The sequence below is a fragment of the Ralstonia nicotianae genome (genome assembly GCF_018243235.1).
Taxonomy (GTDB): Bacteria; Pseudomonadota; Gammaproteobacteria; order Burkholderiales; family Burkholderiaceae; genus Ralstonia; species Ralstonia nicotianae.
Map to the genome: position 1 here is coordinate 2,803,482 of NZ_CP046674.1, position 23,236 is coordinate 2,826,717.

Sequence of the window (23,236 nt, forward strand, 5' to 3'; positions counted from 1 at the left end):
TTGACCACCGACGCCGCTCCGCCCCACATCGACGACCTGTTCGGCGCGCCGCCGCCGGCCGCCGAACCCGCCAGACCCCGGCGCCCCTCCGCTCGCCAGGGCGTGCAGCCGGCCGCCGCCACGCCCGAACTGCAGGCGCTCGCGCAGCGGCTGCCGCACGGGCTGCGCATCGGCACGTCGTCGTGGTCGTATCCGGGATGGGAGGGGCTGGTCTACGGCGGCGGCTATTCGGAGTCGCAGCTGGCGCGCAAGGGGCTGGCTGCCTACGGGCAGCATCCGCTGTTGCGCACGGTCAGCATCGACCGCGGCTTCTATGCGCCGATTCCCCTGGCCGACTATGTCGCCTACGCGGCCAGCGTGCCGGACGATTTCCGCTTTGCCGTCAAGGCGCCCGCGGCTGTGTGCGATGCGTGGATCCGCGAATCGGACGGCCGCGGGCGCCAGCCGAATCCGGCCTTCCTCAACGCCGAATTCGCCGTGCGCGACTTTGTCGAGCCGGCCACGCGCGGGCTCGACACGCGCTGCGGGCCGCTGGTGTTCCAGCTCTCGCCGCTGGGCGCGCTGGCCGAAGATGCGATCGGCTTCCTGGAACGGCTCGAAGCGTTCCTGGCCGCGCTGCCGCCGCTCGACCGGCAGCGCACACCGGACGCGGTCTACGCGGTGGAACTGCGCGACGCCACGCTGCTGACGCCGCGCTTCATCAAGATGCTGCGCGCGGTGGGCGTGCGCTACTGCGTCGGCCTGCACGAGCGGATGCCGGCAGCCGATCGCCAGGCCGCCGCCGTCGCCCTGCTCGACGCGGGCGCGCCGGGCCCGCTGGTGGTGCGCTGGAACCTCAACAGCCGCTACCGCTACGCGCAGGCCGAAGCCGCCTACAAGCCGTTCGACAAGCTGGTCGACGAAGACCCGTTCTCGCGCGAGACCCTGGCCGACATGGCGGTCGCCGCGCTGGCGGCCGGCCGCCAGGTCACGATCCTGGTCAGCAACAAGGCCGAGGGCTGCTCGCCGCTGTCGTGCATCCGGCTGGCCGAGGCCATCACCGCGCGGCTGCCCGCCGACACGCCCTAACCCCGACGCTGGCGGTCCGCCCTGCGGCTCACGCCTGCAAGCGGTGTGCGAACCGTTCGCGGAACTTCGCCACCTTGGGCGAGATGACGAATGCGCAATAGCCCTGCGCCGGGTGGTCGCGGAAGTAATTCTGGTGCTCGTCTTCCGCTTGCCAGAACGGCACCTTGCCGCCGCTCGCGTCCACCACCTCGGTCACGATGGGCGCATCGAAGACGTTGGCGGCCGACAGTGCCCGGATGGTGGCGCCGGCTTCCGCGAGCTGCTCGGGAGACTGCGCGAAGACGGCCGAGCGGTACTGCGGACCGATGTCGTTGCCCTGGCGCTCCAGCGTGGTCGGATCGTGGGTGGCGAAGAAGATGTCGAGAATCTCGCGGTACGGGATCACCGCGGGGTCGAATTCCACCCTGACCACCTCGGCATGGCCGGTGTCGCCGCCGCAGACGGCGCGGTAGGTGGGCCGCTCGAGGTGGCCGCCCGCATAGCCGGACACCACACTGTGCACGCCCTGCACCTGCTGAAACACTGCTTCCGTGCACCAGAAACATCCCCCGCCCAGGACGGCGGTTTCAAGGGCTTGTCGTTCGGTCATCGTGCTCTCCTGCATGTCTTGCGAAAGGGAACGCCATTGGTCGTGGCCGGCCCCCTATCCTGACATGTCGACGCCGCATCACGCAAAGCCCAATCACCCCATGGGCAGACCGGTCATTCGGAACACGCCCACCCCGGCCCGCGCGGCGTGCCACGCGCGTCCGTTACAATCGGAGCATCACTTCCGATTGTTTGCATGGATCACCACGGAGCCGTTCACATGGATGCGCACGACAGCGACTCGCCCGCGCGCGAGCCGTCTGCGCATGGCCGCGCCACCCCGCCCGATTTCGACGCCGCCCACTTCCGGCGCGCGCTGTCCCAGTTTGCCACCGGCGTGACAGTCGTCACCACGCGCTCGGGCGGCGCGCCGGACCAGCCGCCCTTCGTGGGCGTGACGGCCAGCTCGTTCAATTCCGTGTCGCTGGAGCCACCGCTGGTGCTGTGGAGCCTGGGCACCCAGGCCAATTCCTTCCCGCTGTTCCACCGCGGCTCGCACTACGTGATCAACGTGCTGTCGGCCTCACAGCTGGACCTGTGCAAGCGCTTCGCCACGCTCAAGGGCGACCGCTTCGCCAACGTCGACTACCGCCTGAGCCCGACCGGTTTGCCGATCCTCGCGCAATCGCTGGCCTGGTTCGAATGCCACAACCGCAGCCGCTACGACGAGGGCGACCACGTCATCTTCGTCGGCGAAGTGGAGCGCTGCGGCGTGCTGGACGCGCGCGGCGCGCCGCTGGTGTTCCATCGCGGCGCGTTCTCGTCGCTCGCGCCCATCGGCGACCAGCCCGGCTAGCCTGGCGCCTGCCGCGTCACGCAGGGCCGGCCGGCTTGCCGGGAGCCGGCGTGTCGATCCCCCAATCGCCCCATTCGTACCAGTCGTCACCCAGCAGCTCGGCAGGATGCTGGGTACGGCCCGAGCCGTTGCCGCAGCCCAGCGCGTCGGACGAGCAATACTTGTCGCAGCCCCAGCAGATGCGCTCGGGGTGCACGGGATGCAGTGGAAATTTCTTGGCCATGGCCCGGCTCCGGTCGACAACACAGACCGACTATCCGCGCACACGGCCAGTAGGGGATTGATCCGCGTCAGGAACTGCCCGCCTTGCCGCGCTTGCCGGCCCCCGCCTCCAGCGGCCGCACGCCGCGCGCCTCCATCAGCAGGGCCAGCCCGCCCTCGCGCTCCTTGAGCGTGCGCAGCACGATGTTCGAGCGAATGTCCATCACGCCCGGCGTCTTGTACAGCCGCTCGATGATGAACTCGGAATAGTGCTGCAGGTTGGGCGCCTGCACGCGCAGGATGTAGTTGCAGTCCCCGGTGATGATGTACGCCGCGACGATCTCCGGCCACTGCTGCACCGCCTCCATGAAGGTCTCGTGCCAGCCGGACACATCCTGCCGCATCGACACCTGCACGATGGCCTCCAGCTCCAGCCCGAGCGCCGCCCGCCCGAGCCGCGCGCGATAGCCGGTGATGGCGCCCCCCTCCTCCAGCATCCGCACCCGCCGCAGGCAGGCCGACGGCGACAGCGCCACGCGCTCGGCCAGGTCCTGGTTGCTGATGCGGCCATCCTCCTGCAGGACCTGGAGAATGCGCAGATCGGTGGTATCGAGTTGCATAGGTCGAAGAAAATGGTGCGATCTGTCAATTATGTTGAATTTTATGCGGATTCAGCAAAATCGCACGCACGAATATGCAAACCCATTTCGCACGGTTTTCCCTATCATTCCGGCACGGACGCCCGCTTTCCGCCCCGCGTTCTTGCCACCGGAGCCGCCTTGGAACGTACTTTGTGGGACATCAGCCCCGCCCTCTCGACCGCCACGCCCACCTGGCCCGGCGACACGCCGTTTTCGCAGGAAATTGCGTGGAAGCTGGAAGGCGACTGCCCGGTCAACGTCGGGCGCATCACGCTGTCGCCGCACACCGGTGCGCACGCCGACGCGCCGCTGCACTACCACGCGGACGGCGCCCCGATCGGCGCGGTGCCGCTGGACGCCTATCTCGGCCCATGCCGCGTCATCCACTGCGTGGGCGTGGCGCGCGTCGAGCCGGAGCACGTGCGCGATGCGCTGGACGGCGCGCCGCCGCGCGTGCTGCTGCGCACCTATGCGCGCATGCCCCAGAACGCCTGGGATGACCACTTCGCCGCCGTCGCGCCCGAGACCATCGGACTGCTGGCCGCGCACGGCGTGCGCCTGATCGGCACCGACACCGCCTCGCTCGATCCGCAGACCTCCAAGACCATGGACGCGCATCACGCCGTCGGCCGCCACGGCCTGGCCATCCTCGAGGGCCTGGTGCTCGACGACGTGCCCGCCGGCGACTACGAACTGATCGCCCTGCCGCTCAAGTTCGCCACGCTCGACGCCAGCCCGGTGCGCGCCGTACTGCGCCGCCTGCCCTGACCGGCTCCACCGCTTTCACTGCCCCACAGTCGCCATGCCTCTCACCCGCAACACCTGCCTCGAACGCGACGCGGCCGACCCGATCGCTCCGCTGCGCGATGCCTTCGCCCTGCCCGACGGCGTGATCTACCTGGACGGCAACTCGCTCGGCGCCCGTCCCCATGCCGCGCTCGCCCGTGCCCAACAGGTCATCGCCGACGAATGGGGCGAGGGCCTGATCCGCAGCTGGAACCAGGCTGGCTGGTTCGAGCTGCCGCGACGCCTGGGCAACAAGCTCGCCCCGCTGATCGGCGCGCGCGCGGACGAGGTGGTCATCACCGACACCACCTCGATCAACCTGTTCAAGGTGCTGGCCGCCGCCCTGCGCGTGCAGCGCGAGGATGCGCCGGAACGCAGGATCATCGTCTCGGAAGCGCACAACTTCCCGACCGACCTCTACATCGCCGAGGGCCTGGCCGACCTGCTGCGCGACGGCTACAAGCTGCGCCTGATCGATGCGCCGGACGCGCTGGAAACCGCGCTGGGCGACGACGTGGCCGTCACCATGCTCACGCACGTCAACTACAAGAGCGGCCACATGTACGACATGGCAGCCGTCTCGGCATTGGCGCACAGGCACGGCGCGCTGGCCGTCTGGGACCTCGCGCACTCGGCCGGCGCCGTGCCCGTGGACCTTCACGCCGGCGGCGCCGACTACGCCATCGGCTGCACCTACAAATACCTGAACGGCGGCCCGGGCTCGCCGGCCTTCGTGTGGGCCTCGCCCGCGCTGCGCGAGCGCTTCTGGCAGCCGCTGTCGGGCTGGTGGGGCCACGCGCGGCCGTTCGCGATGGCGTCACACTACGATGCCGGCGCCGGCATCGGGCGCTTCCTGTGCGGCACCCAGCCGATCACATCGATGGCGATGGTCGAATGCGGGCTGGACATCTTCGCCCAGACCTCGATGACCGTGCTGCGCGCCAAGTCGCTCGCGCTGACCGATCTCTTCATCGAACTGGTCGAGGCCCGCTGCGCCGGCTACCCGCTGACGCTCGCCACCCCGCGCGACCACGCGGTGCGCGGCAGCCACGTCAGCTATGCGCACCCGGACGGCTTTGCCGTGATGCAGGCGCTGATCGCGCGCGGCGTGATCGGCGACTACCGCGAACCGAGCATCATGCGCTTCGGCTTCACGCCGCTGTACACGCGCTTCGTCGATGTGTGGGATGCGGTCGACGTGCTGCGCGAGGTGCTGGAAACCGGCGCGTGGCAATCAGCCCAATTCAACGAACGTACGCTGGTGACCTGAGATGTCCGAACCGATTCAACCGACCCGGCCCGCGGCATCGGGCTGCCCCATGCACGGCGCGCAGGCCGAAAGCTGGCACGACGCCCAGATGGATTTCTCGAAGTCGATGAGCTATGGGGACTACCTCGCCCTCGACCAGATCCTGAACGCGCAGCATCCGCGCTCGCCGGACCACAACGAGATGCTGTTCATCGTCCAGCACCAGACCACCGAGCTGTGGATGAAGCTGATGCTGCACGAGCTGCGCGCCGCCCGCGACTGCGTGCGCAACGACGACCTGCCACCCGCCTTCAAGATGCTCGCGCGCGTCTCGCGCATCATGGACCAGCTGGTGCAGGCGTGGAACGTGCTCGCCACCATGACGCCGCCGGAATACTCCGCGATGCGCCCGCACCTCGGGCAATCGTCGGGCTTCCAGTCTTACCAGTACCGCGAGATCGAGTTCATCCTCGGCAACAAGAACGCGGCCATGCTCCAGCCGCACGCGCACCAGCCCGAACACTACGCGCAGGTGAAGGCCGCGCTGGAAACGCCGTCGCTCTACGACGAGGCCATCCGCTACATGGCGCGCCACGGCTTCGCTTTCGATGCCGATTGCATCGAGCGCGACTGGTCGCGCCCGGTCACGTACAACGCGTCGGTCGAGGCCGCCTGGCTGGAGGTCTATCGCGACCCGACCCACCACTGGGAACTCTATGAACTGGCCGAGAAGTTCGTCGACCTGGAAGACGCCTTCCGCCAATGGCGCTTCCGCCATGTGACCACGGTGGAGCGCGTGATCGGCTTCAAGCGCGGCACCGGCGGCACCGAAGGCGTCAACTACCTGCGCAAGATGCTGGACGTGGTGCTGTTTCCGGAACTGTGGAAGCTGCGCACCGATCTCTGATCGCTGCGTCTTATCCGGTCGGTTGGGCCAACTGCCCCAGCCGCGCCGCCAGTTCCCGCAAGGCGGGCACCAGTTCGGCGCGGATGCGCCCGGCATCGGCCGCCGTATGCGGCGCGCTGCAGCTGACCACATAAGGCTCGCGCTGGCCCGGCACGAAAAACGCCACCGCGCAGGCGTGGATGGCAGGATGCCACTCGCGCAGCGACACCGCGTAGCCCTCGCGGACGCCGGCCTTGACCGCATCCGTGGCAGCCGCGCCCTCGGCGGCCCATTGCGCGGGCTGCTGCGTGCGCAGCGCGTCGTATCGCCGCTCGCGCCGCGCCGCCGGCAGCGCGGCCAGATAGGCCCGCCCCATCGAGCTCGACAGCATCGACAGCCGCGAGCCCACACCCAGCCCCGACGAGCCGCCCATTGCCGGGCTGTCGTGGCGGATCGTTTCCAGGTAGACCATGTCCAGCCGCTCGCGTCGGCCGAGCGAAATCGACACGCCGTGCCGCTGCGCGAACGCGCTCATGTGCGGACGCGCCAGCTGCACCACGTCGCTCGAAGCCAGGTAGGCGAACCCCAGCGCCAGCACGCCCGCGTCGAGCCCGTACTTGCCGAGCGCATCGTCATAGCGCAGGTAGCCGAGCGCGACCAGCGTACCGGCCAGCCGGCTGACGGTGGCCTTGGGAAAGCCGGTGCGGCGCACGAACTCCTGGTTGCCGAGCAGCGTGTCGCCGGGGCGGAACGCGCGCAGCAGTTCCAGCCCGCGCGCCAGGGCCGTGACGAAGTTCGGATCGCCTTCGCGTCCGGCGCCGGATTCGGTATCGGGGAGACTCTCGGTACGCATTGCAAGGAAAGAGTAGAAATTGCCGTCGGCTGCGTTATGATAAACCTAAATTTCGAAACACTGTTCCGCATTACGGAACACAGTGCAAAGATCCGATCCGGAGACCACCGCCATGACCGCTCGCAACGCCTTCCACTGGGCCGATCCCTTGCTGCTCGACGCGCAGCTCACCGACGACGAGCGCATGGTGCGCGATGCCGCCGCCGCCTACGCGCAGGACAAGCTGATGCCGCGCGTGCTGGAATCGTTCCGGCACGAGAAGACCGACACGGCGATCTTCCGCGAGATGGGCGCGCTGGGCATGCTCGGCCCCACGATCCCCGAGCAGTACGGCGGCCCGGGCCTGAACTACGTCAGCTATGGCCTGATCGCGCGCGAGGTGGAGCGTGTCGACTCGGGCTACCGCTCGATGATGAGCGTGCAGTCGTCGCTGGTGATGGTGCCCATCCACGCGTTCGGCAGCGAGGCACAGAAGCAGAAATACCTGCCCAGGCTGGCGACCGGCGAATGGATCGGCTGCTTCGGCCTGACCGAGCCCAACCACGGCTCCGACCCGGCCTCGATGGTCACGCGCGCGAAAAAGGTGGATGGCGGCTACTCGCTGAGCGGCGCCAAGATGTGGATCACCAACTCGCCCATCGCCGACGTCTTCGTGGTGTGGGCCAAGCTGCCGGACGACAACGGTGAAGACCAGATCCGCGGCTTCATCCTGGAGAAGGGCTGGAAGGGCCTGTCCGCCCCCGCCATCCACGGCAAGGTCGGCCTGCGCACCTCGATCACCGGCGAGATCGTGCTCGACGAGGTGTTCGTGCCCGAAGAGAACCTGATGCCCGGCGTGCACGGCCTCAAGGGCCCGTTCACCTGCCTGAACTCCGCGCGCTACGGCATCGCCTGGGGCGCGCTCGGCGCGGCCGAGTCCTGCTGGCACACCGCGCGCCAGTACGTGCTGGACCGCACGCAGTTCGGCCGCCCGCTCGCCGCCAACCAGCTGATCCAGAAGAAGCTCGCCGACATGCAGACCGAGATCACGCTCGGCCTGCAGGGCTGCCTGCGCCTGGGCCGCATGAAGGACGAAGGCACCGCCGCGGTGGAAATCACCTCGATCATGAAACGCAACTCGTGCGGCAAGGCGCTCGACATCGCCCGCATGGCGCGCGACATGCTGGGCGGCAACGGCATCTCCGACGAGTTCGGCGTGATCCGTCACGTCGTGAACCTGGAGGTGGTCAACACCTACGAGGGCACGCACGATATCCACGCCCTGATCCTGGGCCGCGCGCAGACGGGCATCCAGGCGTTCTTCTGAGACGGCGCCACATCCGCGGCGGGTCGGGCACGCCCGTACATCGCCCGCCGCATCCCCCGCCTGTCCTGGGCATCGGGGTCACCTCCCTTTCGCGGTATATCCGTTCGCAAATGACCGGGATACGGTTTGCCGCATGAAACGGCCATTTGCGGGCGACTATGCTTCGCTCCAAGTGCCGGCGGACTGTGGAACAGCAAACGCCCGCACCGCCCTCACGCCGATAAGACGCGCGCAGTCCACACGCAGACCGCGACGCCACGCGCACAAGAACCATCGCGAGACAACGGCCGGGAGAACGCCCGCGCGCGTACGCAGGCGCCCCGTCCGCACCACAAACCAGAACAGGCCCCCTCACACCGGCGCATGCCGAGGATCCCGCTCGGGCCGGCCCGCGGAGCCCTGCCAGGAGACAACCACCATGGCTGAACAGTCCATTGCGCCGGCGACGGCACGCGACGCCGCCGGCTTCGCCGATGCGCGCGCCGTCGATCGCTACTTCCAGATCACCGCGCGCGGCAGCACGCATCGTCGCGAGGCGGTGGCCGGCATCACCACCTTCATGGCGATGGTCTATGCCGTCTTCGTCGTGCCGGGCATGCTGGGCAAAGCGGGCTTCGACACCAGCGCGGTCTTCGTGGCGGTGTGCCTGACCACGGCCTTCGGCTCACTGCTGATGGGCTTGTGGGCCCGCCTGCCGATCGCCATCGGCTGCGCGATCTCGCTGACCGCCTTCATGGGCTTCGGGCTGGTGCTGGGCCAGCACCTCACGCCCGGCGTGGCGCTGGGCGCGGTGTTCCTGATGGGCATGGTCTTCACGGCCATCTCGATCACCGGTGTGCGGTCCTGGATCCTGCGCAACCTGCCGGCCGGCGTGGCGCACGGCGCGGGCATCGGCATCGGACTGTTCCTGCTGCTGATCGCCTCGAACGATGTCGGTCTCGTGGTGAAGAACCCGGGCCCGGGCCTGCCCGTATCGCTGGGCCACATCACGGCCTTCCCGGCGGTGATGTCGGTGCTGGGCCTGGCGGCGATCTTCGGGCTGGAACGCCGGCGCGTGCCGGGCGGCATCCTGATCGTCATCGTCGCCATCTCGGCGCTGGGGCTGCTGCTCGACCCGGCCGTGAAGTTCACCGGCGTGTTCGCGCTGCCCTCGCTCAGCGCGCCGGGCCACGCTCCGCTGATCGGCGCGATGGACATCCGCGGCGCACTGAGCGCGGCCGTGCTGCCGAGCGTGCTCGCCCTGGTGATGACCGCCGTGTTCGACGCCACCGGCACCATCCGCGCGGTCGCCGGCCAGGCCGGCCTGCTCGACGGCAAAGGCCATATCCGGAACGGCGGCCGCGCGCTGACGGCCGATTCGATCAGCTCAATGGTCTCGGCTTTCTTCGGCAGCGCGCCGGCGGCGGCCTACATCGAATCCACCGTGGGCGTGGCGGCCGGCGGCAGGACCGGCCTGACCGCCGTGGTGGTCGGCGTGCTGTTCCTGGCGGTGATGTTCGTCTCGCCGCTGGCGGGCCTGGTGCCGTCGTACGCGACCGCGCCCGCGCTGATGTACGTGGGTCTGCTGATGCTCTCCAGCGTCAGCAGGCTGCACATGGACGACATGGTCGATGCGCTGGCCGGCCTGGTGTGTGCCGTGTTCATCGTCCTGACCTGCAACATCGTCACCGGCATCATGCTCGGCTTCTGCACGCTGGTGGTCGGCCGCATCGTGGCGGGCGAATGGCGCAAGCTCAATGTGGGCACCGTGGCCATCGCCGTCGTGCTGGCAACGTTCTACGCGGGCGGCTGGGCGATCTGATCGCCCCCGATCCGCTCCGGCGAAAGACAAACCGGCCAGACCCGCGAGGGCTGGCCGGCTGTGCCTGCAGCACGCATTCCAACCGTTTGCGCGCACGAAAAAAGCACCCGGCGCAACGCACCGGGCGGCAATCACACTACCAAGGAGACGGTCACTTGTTGGGCTGCGGCGTCAGGCGCAGATACGGCCGCACGGCCTTGTAGCCCTTCGGGAATTTCTGCTTGATGACCTCTTCGTCCTTCAGCGACGGCACGATGACGACGTCGTCGCCGTCCTTCCAGTTGCCCGGCGTAGCCACGCTGTGGTGGTCCGTCAGCTGCAGCGAATCGATCACGCGCAGCACCTCGTCGAAGTTGCGCCCCGTGGACGCGGGATACGTGATGGTCAGCCGCACCTTCTTGTTCGGGTCGATCACGAATAGCGAACGCACGGTGAACGTCTCGCTCGCGTTCGGGTGGATCATGTCGTAGAGCTGCGAGACCTTGCGGTCGGCATCGGCGATGATCGGGAAGTTGACGCGGGTGTTCTGTGTCTCATTGATGTCGTCGATCCATTTCTTGTGCGAATCGACCGGATCCACCGACAGGGCAATGACCTTGACGTTGCGCTTGGCAAACGCGTCCTTGAGCTTGGCGGTCAGCCCCAGCTCGGTGGTGCACACCGGCGTAAAGTCCGCCGGATGCGAGAAAAGCACGCCCCAGCTGTTCCCCAGCCACGCGTGGAACTGGATGCGGCCTTCGCTGGAATCCTGCTCGAAATCGGGGGCGATATCGCCCAGACGTAGAGACATTGTGTCCTCCATACCCATGTTGGGAACCACTATAGCCAGATTGCCATCCAACCAAAACGACTATAAATTCACAACAACATCACTTTTTGTCATTTGGCGCGCGATTTGCTGGCGAAGGGATGTGTGCATGCCCGCCGACCCGGCAAAGGTTGTCCGCGCGCAGCATGCATGCTTCAGGCGCTTGAAGTTTCAAGACACCCACACATATGCTAGCGAATATGCGTGCCAACATATTGACGATTGATCCACCGACACACCACAGGTGCCGACCATGACGAACACATCCCCCAACCTGGCCGAATCCGTCAATAAGGAGAAACTGATGACCGACGTGAAGACCGTTCTGTCCGACGCCGAAGCGCTGCTCAAGCAAGCCGCTTCCACGAGCGGCGAAAAAGCTGCTGAGCTGCGCGAGCGCGGCATGGGACTGCTGCGGCAGGCCAAGGAAAAGGCCCAGGACCTGCAGGACGCCGTGGTCACCAAGAGCAAGGCAGCCGCCCGCGCCACGGACGACTACGTCCACGATCATCCGTGGCAGGCGGTCGGCGTCGCTGCCGGCGTGGGCCTGCTGATCGGCCTGCTGCTCAACCGCAAGTAAGCCGGCAACCCCGTTCCTGGCCGATGGCGCACCGCTCGCGGGCCGCGCCATCGGCCAGTTGCATTTTGGTTGGATATTCCGTCGCGGGCGCGGTGTGCCCGCCACGGCATGGCCGAAACGACGGACGCGGCCGCAGCGCGATCGCCAGCCCCGTGCCGGCGCTCCGGACGGGGCAGGTTTGCCCCGGGCCCCCGTCATCCCGGAAACTTCATGACCGACGATCACAGCCCCAAGCTGCTTGCTTCGCTGAAAAAACTGGCCGGTACGGTCGTCTCGATGGCGCAGACGCGCCTCGAACTCGCCAGCGTCGAACTGGCCGAGGAAAAAGAGCGCCTGCTCGGTGCCGCCTTTCTCGGCATGCTGGCGGTCAGCCTGATTGGGCTGGCCATCATGACGCTCACCGCGCTCATCGCCATCCTGTTCTGGGACACCTACCGCTGGCAATCGCTGGCCGTCATGGCGGCGCTGTACGCGCTCGGCGCCGCGGCCTGCCTGTGGAAAGTCCGCATGTCGCTGCGCAGCGCGCCGCCCCTGTTCGAGGCGACGCTGGCCGAACTCGATAAAGACCGGGAGATCCTGCGCCGATGACCGCGCCGAACCGAACGGGCGACGTGCCCGACCACGAAGCCGCGCACACCGCGCGCCACCATGTCCGCCCGTCCCGCCGACGCGGCGAAGCGCGGTTGCCGCTGGCCGTACGCAAGGAACTGCTGCTCACGCGCGCCGCGCTTGAGCGCTATGACTACGCCCAGACGCGCAACGACGTGCGGCACGCCGCCGGCCGCGCCTTCAGCCTGGGCGGCCTGGGCGCACTGCTGCCGAGCCTGATCCGGCCGCTGGCGCGTCCCAACAGCCTGATGCGCACCCTGGGCATCGCGCGCGAATATCCGCTGGTCGGCGCGGCCGTGTCCCTCGCCTACGCCGGCCTGCGCCGCACCGTCATCGGACGGGTGACGCGGCGGCTGGGCAAGATCGGGCTGGTCGCGGGCACGGCCTGGTGGGGCTATCGCAAATGGCAGGAAGCGCAGGCTGACCGCGCCGCGGAACCGACGGCCACGGCGGACAGCCCAGCGCCGGAACCCTCGGCGGAAATCATCCCGGGCAGCACATCCTGAGCGCGGACATCCGCGGACAAAACAAAGGCCGGAGCGATCCGGCCTGTTCCATGCTGCGATCAGTGCAGCGGAATCGGATGGCGCAGCCGCTCCAGCCGGCGCGCCACATTGCGCCGCAAGGCCGCAAGGCCATGCGCGTCAGCGGGTCCGACTCCCGGCGCGGCATCGACCACCGCGCCCGGCAGGGCCGTCTCCGTACCCTGGGGCTCGACGTGGCGCCGGCCATGCCACAGCAGCACGCCGCTGGCGGTCCAGCCGACCACGAACAGCGTGTCGCCCACATGCGTCAGCGACTCAGGCGAAGTCCCGGCGTGGAAGAGGTTTCCAAGCATGTCGGCGGGGAGCTGGGCACAGACCCACAGGAAGATCGCCGGCGCCGAAGCGAATACGCCCGGCTGCCACCACGGGTGCGTCATCCCTGGCTTCGCGGTTTCCATGGCGATCCTCCTCCTGCTCTTATCGTGATGCTTCCGATGCTATGCCCGGCCCATGAAGTTGGCGACCCGCACAAAACTGAACTCTGTGTGAGATTCGTCTGACATCACTCCCGCCTAGGCCGCACGGACCCCACCCATTCGGGGTAGGGGACGTCCCGAGCACCTCGGCGGATCCAGTCGCCATGCGATGCCGCCCCCGGGGTCACGCCCGCAACCCGCGCGTTTCCGATGAAGCATGCCCCGCGCGCTCATACGCACAATGCATCAATGCCTCGCATTGATGCGTTACTTTAGACAACACTTCACACCAGATCATGCTGACCGCCACCGCCATCCAGCGCCGGGACGCGCAGACCGGTGCACCGCTGCTGCACCCGGCCTCGCTCGCCGTCCACCCGGGCGACCGCATTGCGCTGACCGGGCCGTCCGGTGCCGGCAAGAGCGTGCTGCTGCGGGCGCTGGCGCTGCTCGACCCGCTGGATGACGGTCATGTGACATGGCGGGGTGAAACGGTGTCCGCTGCCGGCGTCCCGGCGTTCCGGTGCGAGGTGGCCTACGTGAGGCAGCGCCCCGCCCTGCTGCCCGGCTCGGTGGAAGACAACCTGCAATTGCCCTACCGCCTGCACGCCCGCAGGACAGGCCCCGGCTTCGACCGCGACGCCGCCATCGCCCTGCTCGCGCGCGCCGACCGCGACGCGCGCTTCCTCGACAAGCGCGCGACCGACCTGTCGGGCGGCGAAGCGCAGATCGCCGCGCTGGTGCGCACCCTGCAGACCGGGCCGGCCATCCTGCTGCTGGACGAGCCGACCGCCGCGCTCGACCCCGCATCGGCCCGCGCCATCGAGGCGATGCTGCTGCACTGGTTCGCACAGGCGCCCGAGCGCCGGGCTTGGGTCTGGATCACGCATGACCCGGCGCAGGCGACGCGGATCGCCCACCGCTACTGGCGCGTCGCGGCCGGGTGCCTCGACACCCGGGCGCCTGTGCCGCAGCAGCCTGAAACCTGAGGCCCGAACCATGAGCACACCCGCCCCCGAACAGATGCTCTCCGCCTGGCAGGTCGGCATTGCGGCCCTGCTGATCCTCGTCAACGGCGCGCTGTCCATCGGCCTGGGCCTGGGGCTGGAACGCCGGCTGGCATGGGCGGCGGTGCGCACGGTCGTGCAATTGCTGCTGATCGGCTTCGTGCTGCAGTGGGTGTTTGCCAGCGCACACTGGGCCGTGGTGCTCGCGGTGATTGCGCTGATGACGCTGATTGCCGGACACGCCACCGGCAGCCGCGGCGCCCGCGGCTATGCCGGGCTGCGGCTGGACGGCACGCTGTCGGTATTTGGCAGCACCTGGCTGATCGGGGCCATCGGGCTGGTGGCCGTGCTGCAGGCGCGGCCGTGGTACACGCCGCAATATGCGATCCCGATCATGGGCATGATCCTCGGCAACACGCTCACGGGCGTCGGCCTGGCGCTGGAACGGATGACCGGCGAACTGATCGCCACGCGAGACCAGGTCGAGACCCTGCTGGCGCTCGGTGGCACGCGCTGGGAGGCGGCGCGCAACGCGGCCCGCGCGGCGGTGCGCGCTGGCATGACACCGATCATCAACCAGATGTCGGTCGTGGGCGTGGTCAGCCTGCCGGGCATGATGACCGGCCAGGTGCTGGCGGGACAATCGCCGCTGGAGGCGGTGCGCTACCAGATCGTGATCATGTTCCTGCTGGCCGCATCGTCGGGGCTGGGCACGGTGGCGGCGGTGCTGCTGGCATACCGGCGCCTGTTCAGCCGCGAGCACCAGCTGCTATCCGCGCGCATCGTCCAGCGCGCGCCCGGCGTGCACTGACAATGGCCATCGCGCTCTCCTGCGGCCTCGTGCTGCTCAATGAAGATGCCGAGATCCTGCTCGCGCACGCCACCGAGACGCGCCACTGGGACATCCCCAAGGGCGCACCCGAACCCGGCGAATCCGACCGCGAGGCCGCGCTGCGCGAGACCCGCGAGGAAACCGGCCTCGTCCTCGCCCCCCACACGCTGATCGAACTGGGGCGCTTCGCACTGCGGCGCGGCAAGGACGTGCACCTGTTCGCCACGCGCCTGCGCCGCGCCGACATCTCGCTCGATACGCTGATCTGCACGTCGATGTTCGCGAGCTACCACTCGGGCAGGCTGATCCCCGAGATGGACGCCTACCGCTGGGCCAGCGCCGATGACGTGCCGCACTACGCGAGCCAGTCCCTGGCACGGCTGTTCGCGGTGGCGCTGCCGCTGGCGGAGATCCACGCGCGCCTCCAGGCCGCCGGACGCTAGACCCTAGACGGGCACGTCGCCCTCGATGGTCGTGCGATGCAGCGTGCGCCGGTGCGTGTCCGGGCAGCCGGGCGCGAAATGGAGGGTGGAGCGGTTGTCCCAGAACAGCATGTCGCCGGGCTGCCAGCGATGGGTGTAGATGTTGTCCGACCGGATGCTGTGGGCGAAGAGTTGCGTGAGCACGGCGGCGCTCTCGTCTTCCGGCAGGCCCAGGATGCGGGACGTGAACCCCTCGTTGACGAACAGGGCACGCCTGCCCGTCTCGGGATGCGTGCGCACGACCGGATGATCGACCGGCGGCACCGCATCGCGCTGCGCCTGCGTCAGTGGCGGCCGCCACGCCGACAACGCGCGCAGCCGCTCTAGCGATACACGTAGGAATGCACGGCACGCCGGCCTTCGATGCTGTGCTTGAGTTTGGCCGGCAGGGTCTCGTAGGCGCGGACCATGTTGGCGAACAGCGTATCGCCGCCCGCCTGCGGCAGCTCGCGGGCCAGCAGCAGCGAACCGAGGCTCGGCCGCGGCCTGTAGGACAGGTCCGAGTGCCAGTCCCGGCCCGCATCACCCAGGCCGATCGGCTTGCCGTTCTCGACCACATTGGACACCACGAGGATCTCCGGATGCGCCGGCAGGTGAAACTGGTTCAGCACGTGCACCTGCAGCGGCCCGAAGCGCCGGCTGAAATCGACCTGGGCCCGCGGTGCGAGCCGCACGTCGCGGAACACCAGCAGGCCATCGTGGGCCAGCCAGGCCTGCCGGATGGCGGCGACGTCGGCATCGGACAGGCCGGCTGCATCGTTCAGGCCGAGGATCTCGGCACCGAGCGGCGCGCCGGGCAGGCGGCGCACCTGGAAGCGGCGGGTGTGGACAGCGGGAGCCTCGGGGGCGACAGCAACGGCGTCGGACATGGTGGATGGGGAAAAAGCCGGCGGATGCCCCATTAGACCGCGCCCGCCACCTCGCACCAACGAAGGAAAGCGCAGATCGATACGCACTCAGTTGTAGCCCGTCGCCTCGGGCAGGCGGCCCCCCGGGCGTAGCGGCTGAAGGCGCGCAGCTTGTCTGTCCAGCGGATCGTGCAGCGTGTGGGCGCGCGCGTTGTGCCGGAAGCGATCGAGCCGCGGAGGGCGCGCGCATGCGCTCATCGGGCGCACGCCCATGCGCGGCTATGCGTAATGCGCCCGCATGCGCTCCAGGCAGGCGCGCGCATCCCCGGCCACGAGCCGGCTGCTGCAGGCAAGCATCAGGTTGCGCGGCAGGCCGAAATCCTCCACGGCCCAGCCGTCGGCATCGCTGCCGTCCACGTTCGGCACCTGCGCCACGAGCGGCACGGCGGGCACGTTGTAGCACCACACCGCCTTGCCGCGCGCGATGGCGTAGCCGATCTCAAAGCAGGTGCCCGAATCGGGCTCGTGGCCGCGGAAGTCCGCCACGTTGGCCAGCACCGCATCGGCCGAGTCGAGCAGCGCGATGTTCTGGCGATAGATTTCCGCCGCCGTCGCGGGACCGTCGGCCTGCGGGGCGACGGCATTGTCGAACGGGTAGAGGCCGATGAAGCCGTACGCCGCGCACAGGGCCTTCAAGGCATCGCCATGGGCAACGGGCTGCGGACGGAAGACATCGGGACCGGCGAGATAGAGGCGCAGGGACATGGACGTAGGCGCAATGAAAACATGGCCGCACAGGATAACGCCCGGCCCGCGCCGTGCGCCTGATCCCGCGCGGATGCTATCCTTGCCCGCTTTTCGTCCGGCAGACCGAATTGGAAGGCAAGAACATGAAGCCGCTGCGCTTCGCAAGGATCATTCGCGCAGCGCTGGCGGCCTGCGCGCTCGCAGCCGCACCCGCCATTGCCGCGACCACCGGCTTTGAGCGGTGCCCGCAGTTTTTCGTGCATGGCCAGGTGCCGAAGGTCCACCGATTGGAGAGCGTCCGGCCGCGCGCGCTGTGCTTCTCCTCGTTCGCGGTGATGTACTCGGGGCTCACCAAGACGCCCCTCTACGTGGCCGAACGTCTGAACGCGGCCCAGGTCGCGCGGGCCCGGGAGGAGCGCCGCACCAACCGCTTCTTCGCCGACGCCCGGCTGCCCAGCGTCGAGCGCGCCGAGCTGGCCGACTACAGGGGCTCCGGTTTCGACCGCGGCCACATGGCCCCCGCGGGCGACATGCCGAACGACACCAGCATGGCGCAAAGCTTCTCGCTGTCCAACATGGTGCCCCAGGCGCCCGAGAACAACCGCAAGGCGTGGGCCGGCATCGAAAAGGCCACGCGCAAGTACGTCCTGCGCGCGCACGGCGACGTGTACGTCATCACCGGCCCGGTGTTCGTCCCGCCCTCGTCGACCATCGGCCCCCATCGGGTATGGGTGCCGCACTACCTGTACAAGCTCGTCTACGATGCGACCACCCATCGCGCGTGGGCGCACTGGATTCAGAACACAGACACGGCGCGGGTGAGCCGGCCGATTTCCTACCGCGAACTGGTCAAGCGGACGGGGGTCGATTTCTTGCCCGGGGTGCCGGTCGCCAACTGAAACCGGCCACCTCGATCGGCCCGGCCCCGCTCCAGGTCCGGGCCTGCGATGCCTTCGTCATGCGGGCGGCTTCGATGCCAATCGGCGCACTTCAGATCGCCGGACATCTCATCGCCAGCGACACATGCTAGGCGCCAAACCAGCATGGTGATCCCCCTCGACGCGAGTCCCCGCTAGCCGCGCCGCCGCGCACGCACAGCCGTTGCGAGGGTTTCCAGCAACGGTTCCGTCTGGGACCACCCAAGGCAGGCATCGGTAATGGACACGCCGCGCTGCAACGGCACGCCGGGTTTCAGATCCTGGCGCCCCTCTTCCAGATGGCTCTCGATCATCACGCCGCTGATGCGCCGCTCGCCGGACGACAGCTGCTGCGCCAGATCCCGCGCAACGTCGGCTTGACGGGCATGGGACTTGCCCGAGTTCGCGTGCGAACAGTCGACCATCACCTGCTCGCGCAGCCCGGCCGCCCGGAGAATCGCGCAGCTGTCTTCGATGGCCGCCGCGTCATAGTTCGGTCCCTTCTTGCCGCCGCGAAGAATGACGTGCGCATCACCGTTGCCGCGCGTCTCGAAAATCGCGGCCATCCCCATCTTCGTCATGCCCATGAACGAGTGGCTCGACCGCGCCGCCAGAATCGCGTCCGCCGCGATCTGGACACCGCCATCCGTGCCGTTCTTGAAGCCGATGGGACAGCTCAGTCCCGAGGCGAGCTGCCGATGGCTCTGGCTTTCCGTCGTCCTGGCGCCGATCGCGCCCCAGGCAATCAGGTCCGCGATGTACTGCGGACTCAGCAGATCGAGAAACTCGGTGGCCGCCGGCAATCCCATCGCGTTGACTTCCAGGAGCAACTGGCGCGCACGGCGCAGCCCTTCGTTGATGCGGAAGCTGCCGTCGAGCCGCGGATCGTTGATGTAGCCCTTCCAGCCGACGGTCGTGCGCGGCTTTTCGAAATACACGCGCATGACGATCAGCAGATCGTCGCGCAGGCGATTCGCGGCCGCCCCGAGCCGATGGGCGTAGTCGAGCGCCTGGTCGTGATCGTGGATCGAGCACGGGCCCACCACGGCAAGCAGGCGATCGTCCCGTCCGTGCAGGATGTCCGTCACCGCGGCCCGGCTCGCTTCGACGTGCGCCTGCACGGCGGGCGACACGGGCAACTCGTCGAGCAGGAGTGCCGGGGAAATGAGCGGACGGACCGCACCGATGCGCACGTCATCGATGCGGGTGGTGTCCTGGGTAGCGTCGGCCACGCCGACTTCTTGGTCGCTTTGGGGATTGTCGATGCGAATCACGGAAAACTCCTGGAAACACGAGCGGTGCGCCGAAACCGGGGCAGTCCGCCGATTGCCCACTGACGGCGGAAATCGGCGGGGCGAGCGGCGGATGGCAGCGCAGGCGGGTATTGTAGTGAGTCGAGCTCGGGTTTCGGATGCGCAGACTGAAGGCGGACTTGAGCCGGCTCAGAAACCCAGGCTTTCCAGCAGATCGTCCACCTGTTCCTGGCCGGCGACCACGTCGGGGGGATCGGGATTGACCTGCGGACCGTTGAGCAGCGTCGGCGCGACCTCCGCGCTCCGATGCGCGGGCGCGTTGTCCGTCAGGATGCCGATCAGCTCGGTCTCAATGAACTGGATCAAATCCAGCACCTTCTTGATCACCTGGCCGGTCAGGTCCTGGAAATCCTGCGCCATCAGAATCTCCATCAACTGCTGGTTGGTGTCGCGGGTCTTCTGCGGCACGTCGCGCAGGAAGCCGCGGGTCTCGCCCACCAGGTCGCGAATCTCCTCGTCGCTCAACCGGCGGTCCATCCAGGCCTGCCAGCGCCTGACCAGCGCCTCCGCCTCGCCCGCCAAGGCGTCCTGCACCGGGCGAGCCGCATCGATGGCATTCAGGGCGCGCATGGCCGCCTGCTCCGTCATGTTCGCGACGTAGTTCAGCCGATCGCGCGCGTCGGGAATGGCGGACGCAGCGCGTTCGATGCCTTTGTCCAGGCCCAGTTCACGCAGGCTTTCGCGCAGCATGCGGGTCAGATACCCGATCCGCTGCAGCATGTCGGGCAAGGGTTCGGCATCCGCGGCAGCCCTGTCAGCCTGGACGGGGCTGCCATCGTGCATTTCGCTCATCAGGCCTCCGCTCTTTCGAACTTCTCGAAAATCTTGTTCAGTTTTTCGCCCAGCGTGGCCGCGGTGAACGGCTTGACCACGTAGCCGCTGGCACCGGCCTGGGCGGCGGCAATGACGTTTTCCTTCTTGGCCTCGGCCGTCACGATCAGCACGGGCAGCTTGCTGATGCCCGGGTTGGGGTCGGCGCGAATGGCCTGCAGCATCTGCAGGCCATCCATCTTGGGCATGTTCCAGTCCGAAATCACGAAATCGAACCGGCTCTCCTTGATCTTGCTCAGGCCAGCAGTACCGTCTTCGGCCTCATCGATGTTGGCGAACCCGAGTTCCTTGAGCTGCCCACGGATGATCCGACGCATCGTCGGGAAATCATCGACAACCAGGAATCGGTATTGGCTCTTGTCCATGGATGCACTCTCCGCAAACTGTCCGAATTGGAAATAGGAAAGCAGTGACATCGGCCGCCCGCAACATTTCTTGAGCACGATAAGTCACTTATACGCAAAGGTTTGCGTGAAGCCAACTACGGACCTGGTACGCACCGTGCAAACACAGGCACCACCGGCAACGATGGCGTGCTAGCGCATGACGGTCACGCCTGCGGGGCGGCGGCTGGCGCCAGCGGCTATCTGCGCGATGGCGCCGTCGAGGAGCAGCGCTGGCACGGCCCACCTACGGCGTGGAGATTGGCGCCTCACAGATTGCACTCATGGCAGTTTTCAATATTTCTCAATTGCCGGAGCACTAAGCACGATCCCAAAGTGTCACCCGCCGTTTGCATGGCGCAACGGATTCAACGCAAGGGAGGATGTCGTGGGGCTTCGGGCTTGTGCTGTACTGGGTGACAAAACCACAACTGGCGGCGCGATCTTGACGAGCGGTGCCGGCCTGTTCATGACGATCGATGGCAGCCCTCTCGCCCTGTGGGGCGATCTTGCACCATGACCCGCACACGCATCGTCCGCTGGGTTGACGTACTGACCGGCCTGCTGGTGGCCATGAGCGCGGCCTTTACCGTCTACGTGCGGTACTTTGCCCACATTGATCTGGCGGCCGTGCGGACAGGGCCGATTGTGGCCATAGGCGGGGCGGTCATTATCCTGGGGGCGTTGCTGGTCCTGCTGGAGCTGCCGCTGGTCCTGTTTGTTCTCGTGCGGCGGCCAGGCCGTCGGCTGCGGGTCATGGCGACCATGATGCTGGGCCTGGCTCTGTTCGTTGCCAGCATTGCCGTGACGGAGATGTACACCGAAAGCAAGCTGCCGCCCAGGCAATCCACCGCGCTCGCCCCGGCTGGGTAGCGCGGGCCCTCAGTTGCGCTCCCACCGAGCGCCCAAACGAAAACCGCCCCTAGGGGCTAATGCCGTTCAGTTAAGGCAAAAAAGGCCGCTCCTGAACTGACCCCGTAAAGTTGGACGGGTAATTTAGGCGGCCAAGGGCTGAGTCCTGTATTGCACAGGGCTCAGCCCTTTTAGCTTGATCTTGATGCGCTCGTGATTGTAGTACCGGATGTATTCGGCAATGGCGCGTCGCAGTTGGTCGATGTCCGCGAAGCGCTCTAACCGGAAGCACTCTGACTTGAGTGTGCCGAAGAAGCTTTCCATTGCCGCATTGTCTAGGCAGTTGCCTTTGCGGGACATGCTCTGGCGCAGGCCTCGCGCGGCCAGTTTGCGACGATACGCTGCCATTTGATACGGCCAGCCTTGATCCGAATGCAGCATCGGCGTCTCGCACGGGCGCAGCTTGCGCAACGCCTTGTCGAGCATCTCCCGGATCAGCGTGTAATCAGGTCGTTCACTGGTTTGCCAGGCGACGATCTCTCCGTTGTACAGGTCCAGGACGGGCGACAGGTACAGCTTTTTGCCGCCGACGTTGAACTCCGTCACGTCCGTTACCCACTTCTCGTTCGGCTTGCTCGCCTCAAACTCGCGCTGTAGCAGATTGGGAGCAACCCGCCCGACTTGCCCGCGGTAAGAGCGGTATTTCTTCGGCCGCACGAGTGACTTCAACTGTAGCGCCGACATCAATCGCTGTACGGTCTTGTGATTCACCAACGTCCCTGCCCGACGGAGCGTCGCCGTGATCCGGCGGTAGCCATATCGGCCCTTGTGCTGGGCATAGATGTGCTGAATGCGCTCCTTGAGCGCGCCGTGACGATCCTCTGCCTGGCTTGTCGCCATCTGGTAGTAGTACGTGCTGCGTGCGAGATTCGCGGCCTTGAGCAAGCTCGACAATGAATGCCGCTCACGCAGCGCACTCACGACTTGCGCTTTTTCTTTGGTGCCTGCTGCTGTTTGGCACGCAGCAGGGCATCTAACTTTTTTAGGTACGCCACCTCCGCGCGCAAACACTCGTTCTCTTTGAGCAAATCCTCGCGCGAGCGCTCGTCTTGAGCCGGCTGCGCAGCGGGTTGGGGATCTTGCTTGGACTGGGACATGATGGGTGCCCCGCCTTTGCGGCGCGGCTGTAGGGCGTCGAAACCGCCCTCATGATACTGGCGGTCCCAGCGGCTGACGCCGCCAGCCTCACGCAAATCGAACACAGCGCTGACTTGCTGATAGGACAACTCGTCGCGCCACATGCGCTGCAGCACCGTCAGCTTGAACTCGGCGCTATACGCTTCATGCTTCTTGCGTAGTCCGGATTTCCCATGGCGCTGCCACGCGTTGATCCAGCGCCGGATCACAGAACGGCCTATCCCGTACTTCTGGCTCAGCCCTGCGGTCCCAACGGCCCCCCTCAAATACTCCTGAACTACTTGGCGCTTGAACGCCTCTTCATACTTCGCCATGAAAAACACCCCAAAGGTTGAACAGATGTCCAACTTTTGGGGTGCAGTTCATACGATTGATGTCGGAGCGGCCTTTTTCCCTGTTGTTGACTCAGCTCTCGTTGCCGCGAGCCTGCCAAGTCATGCTTAACTGAACGGCATTTGCCCCTAGGGGCGGTTTTTCTCGTTTTGCATATGCCAGGTGGCGCGCAAAATCGAACCAACTAGCGGACGACGCCACAACGACATCATCCCAAAAATGAAAAAGGGTTTGCAGGCGCTAACCTGCAAACCCTTTCACATTCTGGTGGGTCGTGCGTGACTCGAACACGCGACCAACGGATTAAAAGTCCGCTGCTCTACCGACTGAGCTAACGACCCGAAGCCTGCGATTATAAGAA

25 protein-coding genes, 1 tRNA gene and 2 pseudogenes are annotated in these 23,236 nt (G+C 67.1%); 15 read left to right on the plus strand and 13 right to left on the minus strand.

Annotated features, from left to right (window positions below):
* Positions 1–1,068, plus strand: a complete 1,068-nt coding sequence (locus GO999_RS12740; RefSeq protein WP_211906291.1) for a DUF72 domain-containing protein — start codon at positions 1–3, stop codon at positions 1,066–1,068.
* Between the two features lie 28 nt (positions 1,069–1,096).
* Here GO999_RS12740 and msrA read toward each other — a convergent pair whose 3' ends face one another.
* Complete coding sequence (gene msrA / locus GO999_RS12745) at positions 1,097–1,657, minus strand: peptide-methionine (S)-S-oxide reductase MsrA (RefSeq protein WP_016723387.1); 561 nt, start codon at positions 1,655–1,657, stop codon at positions 1,097–1,099.
* A gap of 219 nt (positions 1,658–1,876) precedes the next feature.
* On the opposite strand from msrA, the gene GO999_RS12750 reads away from it, so the two are divergent.
* On the plus strand, positions 1,877–2,452 hold the full coding sequence (locus tag GO999_RS12750; protein ID WP_011000717.1) for a flavin reductase family protein: 576 nt from the start codon (positions 1,877–1,879) through the stop codon (positions 2,450–2,452).
* A gap of 16 nt (positions 2,453–2,468) precedes the next feature.
* On the opposite strand, the gene GO999_RS12755 is transcribed toward GO999_RS12750, so the two are convergent.
* Together GO999_RS12755 and GO999_RS12760 are read right to left on the minus strand one after the other, a co-directional pair.
* The gene (locus tag GO999_RS12755; protein ID WP_011000716.1) at positions 2,469–2,675 is read right to left on the minus strand and encodes a DUF3079 domain-containing protein; all 207 of its coding nucleotides are present in this window, start codon (positions 2,673–2,675) and stop codon (positions 2,469–2,471) included.
* Positions 2,676–2,742: 67 nt separating this feature from the next.
* On the minus strand, positions 2,743–3,273 hold the full coding sequence (locus GO999_RS12760) for an Lrp/AsnC family transcriptional regulator (RefSeq protein ID WP_011000715.1): 531 nt from the start codon (positions 3,271–3,273) through the stop codon (positions 2,743–2,745).
* A gap of 159 nt (positions 3,274–3,432) precedes the next feature.
* Between GO999_RS12760 and kynB the strand changes: the two genes are divergently transcribed.
* The 3 genes from kynB to kynA are packed head-to-tail and all read left to right on the plus strand — an operon-like array spanning position 3,433 to position 6,236.
* The gene (gene kynB, locus GO999_RS12765; RefSeq protein WP_011000714.1) at positions 3,433–4,062 is read left to right on the plus strand and encodes an arylformamidase; all 630 of its coding nucleotides are present in this window, start codon (positions 3,433–3,435) and stop codon (positions 4,060–4,062) included.
* A 34-nt stretch (positions 4,063–4,096) separates the two neighbouring features.
* Positions 4,097–5,350 carry a kynureninase gene (gene kynU / locus GO999_RS12770; protein ID WP_020831429.1) on the plus strand — a complete coding sequence of 418 codons (1,254 nt, stop codon included), beginning with the start codon at positions 4,097–4,099 and terminating at the stop codon, positions 5,348–5,350.
* Between the two features lies 1 nt (position 5,351).
* A complete protein-coding gene (kynA, locus tag GO999_RS12775; protein ID WP_011000712.1) occupies positions 5,352–6,236 on the plus strand; it encodes a tryptophan 2,3-dioxygenase in 885 nt (294 codons plus the stop codon).
* Positions 6,237–6,246: 10 nt separating this feature from the next.
* On the opposite strand, the gene GO999_RS12780 is transcribed toward kynA, so the two are convergent.
* Positions 6,247–7,068: an IclR family transcriptional regulator gene (locus tag GO999_RS12780; protein ID WP_011000711.1), complete on the minus strand. Its 822-nt coding sequence runs from the start codon at positions 7,066–7,068 to the stop codon at positions 6,247–6,249.
* 112 nt (positions 7,069–7,180) lie between these two features.
* Between GO999_RS12780 and GO999_RS12785 the strand changes: the two genes are divergently transcribed.
* Both GO999_RS12785 and GO999_RS12790 read left to right on the plus strand, forming a co-directional pair.
* Positions 7,181–8,374: an acyl-CoA dehydrogenase gene (locus GO999_RS12785; protein WP_016723391.1), complete on the plus strand. Its 1,194-nt coding sequence runs from the start codon at positions 7,181–7,183 to the stop codon at positions 8,372–8,374.
* Between the two features lie 481 nt (positions 8,375–8,855).
* A pseudogene (locus tag GO999_RS12790) lies at positions 8,856–10,175 on the plus strand (NCS2 family permease); the annotation flags it as partial.
* 151 nt (positions 10,176–10,326) lie between these two features.
* Here the strand turns inward: GO999_RS12790 and GO999_RS12795 are convergent.
* Entirely contained in the window at positions 10,327–10,965 is a 639-nt protein-coding gene (locus tag GO999_RS12795) for a peroxiredoxin (RefSeq protein ID WP_003265121.1), read from the minus strand.
* 271 nt (positions 10,966–11,236) lie between these two features.
* On the opposite strand from GO999_RS12795, the gene GO999_RS12800 reads away from it, so the two are divergent.
* From GO999_RS12800 to GO999_RS12810, 3 genes are all read left to right on the plus strand, one after another.
* A complete protein-coding gene (locus GO999_RS12800) occupies positions 11,237–11,563 on the plus strand; it encodes an ElaB/YgaM/YqjD family protein (protein WP_003265120.1) in 327 nt (108 codons plus the stop codon).
* A 210-nt stretch (positions 11,564–11,773) separates the two neighbouring features.
* Entirely contained in the window at positions 11,774–12,151 is a 378-nt protein-coding gene (locus GO999_RS12805; protein WP_011000707.1) for a phage holin family protein, read from the plus strand.
* A complete protein-coding gene (locus GO999_RS12810) occupies positions 12,148–12,678 on the plus strand; it encodes a DUF3318 domain-containing protein (protein WP_011000706.1) in 531 nt (176 codons plus the stop codon). The genes GO999_RS12805 and GO999_RS12810 overlap by 4 nt, the downstream gene beginning before the upstream one ends.
* 59 nt (positions 12,679–12,737) lie before the next feature.
* Here the strand turns inward: GO999_RS12810 and GO999_RS12815 are convergent, their stop codons facing one another.
* Entirely contained in the window at positions 12,738–13,115 is a 378-nt protein-coding gene (locus tag GO999_RS12815; protein WP_058908230.1) for a hypothetical protein, read from the minus strand.
* 314 nt (positions 13,116–13,429) lie between these two features.
* Between GO999_RS12815 and GO999_RS12820 the strand changes: the two genes are divergently transcribed.
* From GO999_RS12820 to GO999_RS12830, 3 genes are read left to right on the plus strand one after another with little or no spacing between them, the layout of a single operon-like run.
* Positions 13,430–14,122: an ABC transporter ATP-binding protein gene (locus GO999_RS12820; protein WP_011000704.1), complete on the plus strand. Its 693-nt coding sequence runs from the start codon at positions 13,430–13,432 to the stop codon at positions 14,120–14,122.
* A 10-nt stretch (positions 14,123–14,132) separates the two neighbouring features.
* Positions 14,133–14,951, plus strand: a complete 819-nt coding sequence (locus tag GO999_RS12825) for an ABC transporter permease (protein ID WP_028860277.1) — start codon at positions 14,133–14,135, stop codon at positions 14,949–14,951.
* Between the two features lie 2 nt (positions 14,952–14,953).
* The gene (locus GO999_RS12830; protein ID WP_071012799.1) at positions 14,954–15,415 is read left to right on the plus strand and encodes an NUDIX domain-containing protein; all 462 of its coding nucleotides are present in this window, start codon (positions 14,954–14,956) and stop codon (positions 15,413–15,415) included.
* A gap of 3 nt (positions 15,416–15,418) precedes the next feature.
* Here the strand turns inward: GO999_RS12830 and GO999_RS12835 are convergent.
* Positions 15,419–16,323: pseudogene (locus GO999_RS12835) on the minus strand (TauD/TfdA dioxygenase family protein).
* A gap of 258 nt (positions 16,324–16,581) precedes the next feature.
* Positions 16,582–17,067: a nucleoside 2-deoxyribosyltransferase gene (locus GO999_RS12840; protein ID WP_011000700.1), complete on the minus strand. Its 486-nt coding sequence runs from the start codon at positions 17,065–17,067 to the stop codon at positions 16,582–16,584.
* Between the two features lie 53 nt (positions 17,068–17,120).
* Here GO999_RS12840 and GO999_RS12845 point away from each other — a divergent pair, with 53 nt between their 5' ends.
* A complete protein-coding gene (locus GO999_RS12845) occupies positions 17,121–17,948 on the plus strand; it encodes a DNA/RNA non-specific endonuclease (RefSeq protein ID WP_016723399.1) in 828 nt (275 codons plus the stop codon).
* A gap of 173 nt (positions 17,949–18,121) precedes the next feature.
* On the opposite strand, the gene GO999_RS12850 is transcribed toward GO999_RS12845, so the two are convergent.
* From GO999_RS12850 to cheY, 3 genes are all read right to left on the minus strand, one after another.
* A complete protein-coding gene (locus GO999_RS12850; RefSeq protein ID WP_019717671.1) occupies positions 18,122–19,240 on the minus strand; it encodes a 3-deoxy-7-phosphoheptulonate synthase in 1,119 nt (372 codons plus the stop codon).
* A 168-nt stretch (positions 19,241–19,408) separates the two neighbouring features.
* The gene (gene cheZ, locus GO999_RS12855; RefSeq protein WP_011000697.1) at positions 19,409–20,071 is read right to left on the minus strand and encodes a protein phosphatase CheZ; all 663 of its coding nucleotides are present in this window, start codon (positions 20,069–20,071) and stop codon (positions 19,409–19,411) included.
* Positions 20,071–20,475, minus strand: coding sequence for a chemotaxis response regulator CheY (cheY, locus tag GO999_RS12860; protein WP_011000696.1), 405 nt, complete (start codon positions 20,473–20,475; stop codon positions 20,071–20,073). Before cheY ends, cheZ begins: the two co-directional genes overlap by 1 nt.
* A 534-nt stretch (positions 20,476–21,009) precedes the next feature.
* Between cheY and GO999_RS12865 the strand changes: the two genes are divergently transcribed.
* The gene (locus GO999_RS12865) at positions 21,010–21,366 is read left to right on the plus strand and encodes a hypothetical protein (protein WP_028852706.1); all 357 of its coding nucleotides are present in this window, start codon (positions 21,010–21,012) and stop codon (positions 21,364–21,366) included.
* A gap of 123 nt (positions 21,367–21,489) precedes the next feature.
* Here the strand turns inward: GO999_RS12865 and GO999_RS12870 are convergent.
* Positions 21,490–22,856 (minus strand): IS3 family transposase gene (locus tag GO999_RS12870; RefSeq protein ID WP_089190850.1). Its coding sequence is split into 2 segments (ribosomal slippage): positions 21,490–22,382 and positions 22,382–22,856, totalling 1,368 coding nucleotides; the frame shifts between segments, so codons are not numbered across the junction.
* A gap of 284 nt (positions 22,857–23,140) precedes the next feature.
* Positions 23,141–23,216 (minus strand) — tRNA-Lys (locus GO999_RS12875).
* Between the last annotated feature and the right edge of the window lie 20 nt (positions 23,217–23,236).

What these genes read in the sequence shown, in the direction of transcription:
- msrA (WP_016723387.1), bottom strand. Translation starts at nt 1,657, where the DNA reads ATGACCGAACGACAAGCCCTTGAAACCGCCGTCCTGGGCGGGGGATGT.
- GO999_RS12750 (WP_011000717.1), top strand. Translation starts at nt 1,877, where the DNA reads ATGGATGCGCACGACAGCGACTCGCCCGCGCGCGAGCCGTCTGCGCAT.
- GO999_RS12755 (WP_011000716.1), bottom strand. Translation starts at nt 2,675, where the DNA reads ATGGCCAAGAAATTTCCACTGCATCCCGTGCACCCCGAGCGCATCTGC.
- GO999_RS12760 (WP_011000715.1), bottom strand. Translation starts at nt 3,273, where the DNA reads ATGCAACTCGATACCACCGATCTGCGCATTCTCCAGGTCCTGCAGGAG.
- kynU (WP_020831429.1), top strand. Translation starts at nt 4,097, where the DNA reads ATGCCTCTCACCCGCAACACCTGCCTCGAACGCGACGCGGCCGACCCG.
- kynA (WP_011000712.1), top strand. Translation starts at nt 5,352, where the DNA reads ATGTCCGAACCGATTCAACCGACCCGGCCCGCGGCATCGGGCTGCCCC.
- GO999_RS12780 (WP_011000711.1), bottom strand. Translation starts at nt 7,068, where the DNA reads ATGCGTACCGAGAGTCTCCCCGATACCGAATCCGGCGCCGGACGCGAA.
- GO999_RS12785 (WP_016723391.1), top strand. Translation starts at nt 7,181, where the DNA reads ATGACCGCTCGCAACGCCTTCCACTGGGCCGATCCCTTGCTGCTCGAC.
- GO999_RS12795 (WP_003265121.1), bottom strand. Translation starts at nt 10,965, where the DNA reads ATGTCTCTACGTCTGGGCGATATCGCCCCCGATTTCGAGCAGGATTCC.
- GO999_RS12800 (WP_003265120.1), top strand. Translation starts at nt 11,237, where the DNA reads ATGACGAACACATCCCCCAACCTGGCCGAATCCGTCAATAAGGAGAAA.
- GO999_RS12805 (WP_011000707.1), top strand. Translation starts at nt 11,774, where the DNA reads ATGACCGACGATCACAGCCCCAAGCTGCTTGCTTCGCTGAAAAAACTG.
- GO999_RS12810 (WP_011000706.1), top strand. Translation starts at nt 12,148, where the DNA reads ATGACCGCGCCGAACCGAACGGGCGACGTGCCCGACCACGAAGCCGCG.
- GO999_RS12815 (WP_058908230.1), bottom strand. Translation starts at nt 13,115, where the DNA reads ATGGAAACCGCGAAGCCAGGGATGACGCACCCGTGGTGGCAGCCGGGC.
- GO999_RS12820 (WP_011000704.1), top strand. Translation starts at nt 13,430, where the DNA reads ATGCTGACCGCCACCGCCATCCAGCGCCGGGACGCGCAGACCGGTGCA.
- GO999_RS12825 (WP_028860277.1), top strand. Translation starts at nt 14,133, where the DNA reads ATGAGCACACCCGCCCCCGAACAGATGCTCTCCGCCTGGCAGGTCGGC.
- GO999_RS12830 (WP_071012799.1), top strand. Translation starts at nt 14,954, where the DNA reads ATGGCCATCGCGCTCTCCTGCGGCCTCGTGCTGCTCAATGAAGATGCC.
- GO999_RS12840 (WP_011000700.1), bottom strand. Translation starts at nt 17,067, where the DNA reads ATGTCCCTGCGCCTCTATCTCGCCGGTCCCGATGTCTTCCGTCCGCAG.
- cheZ (WP_011000697.1), bottom strand. Translation starts at nt 20,071, where the DNA reads ATGAGCGAAATGCACGATGGCAGCCCCGTCCAGGCTGACAGGGCTGCC.
- cheY (WP_011000696.1), bottom strand. Translation starts at nt 20,475, where the DNA reads ATGGACAAGAGCCAATACCGATTCCTGGTTGTCGATGATTTCCCGACG.
- GO999_RS12865 (WP_028852706.1), top strand. Translation starts at nt 21,010, where the DNA reads ATGACCCGCACACGCATCGTCCGCTGGGTTGACGTACTGACCGGCCTG.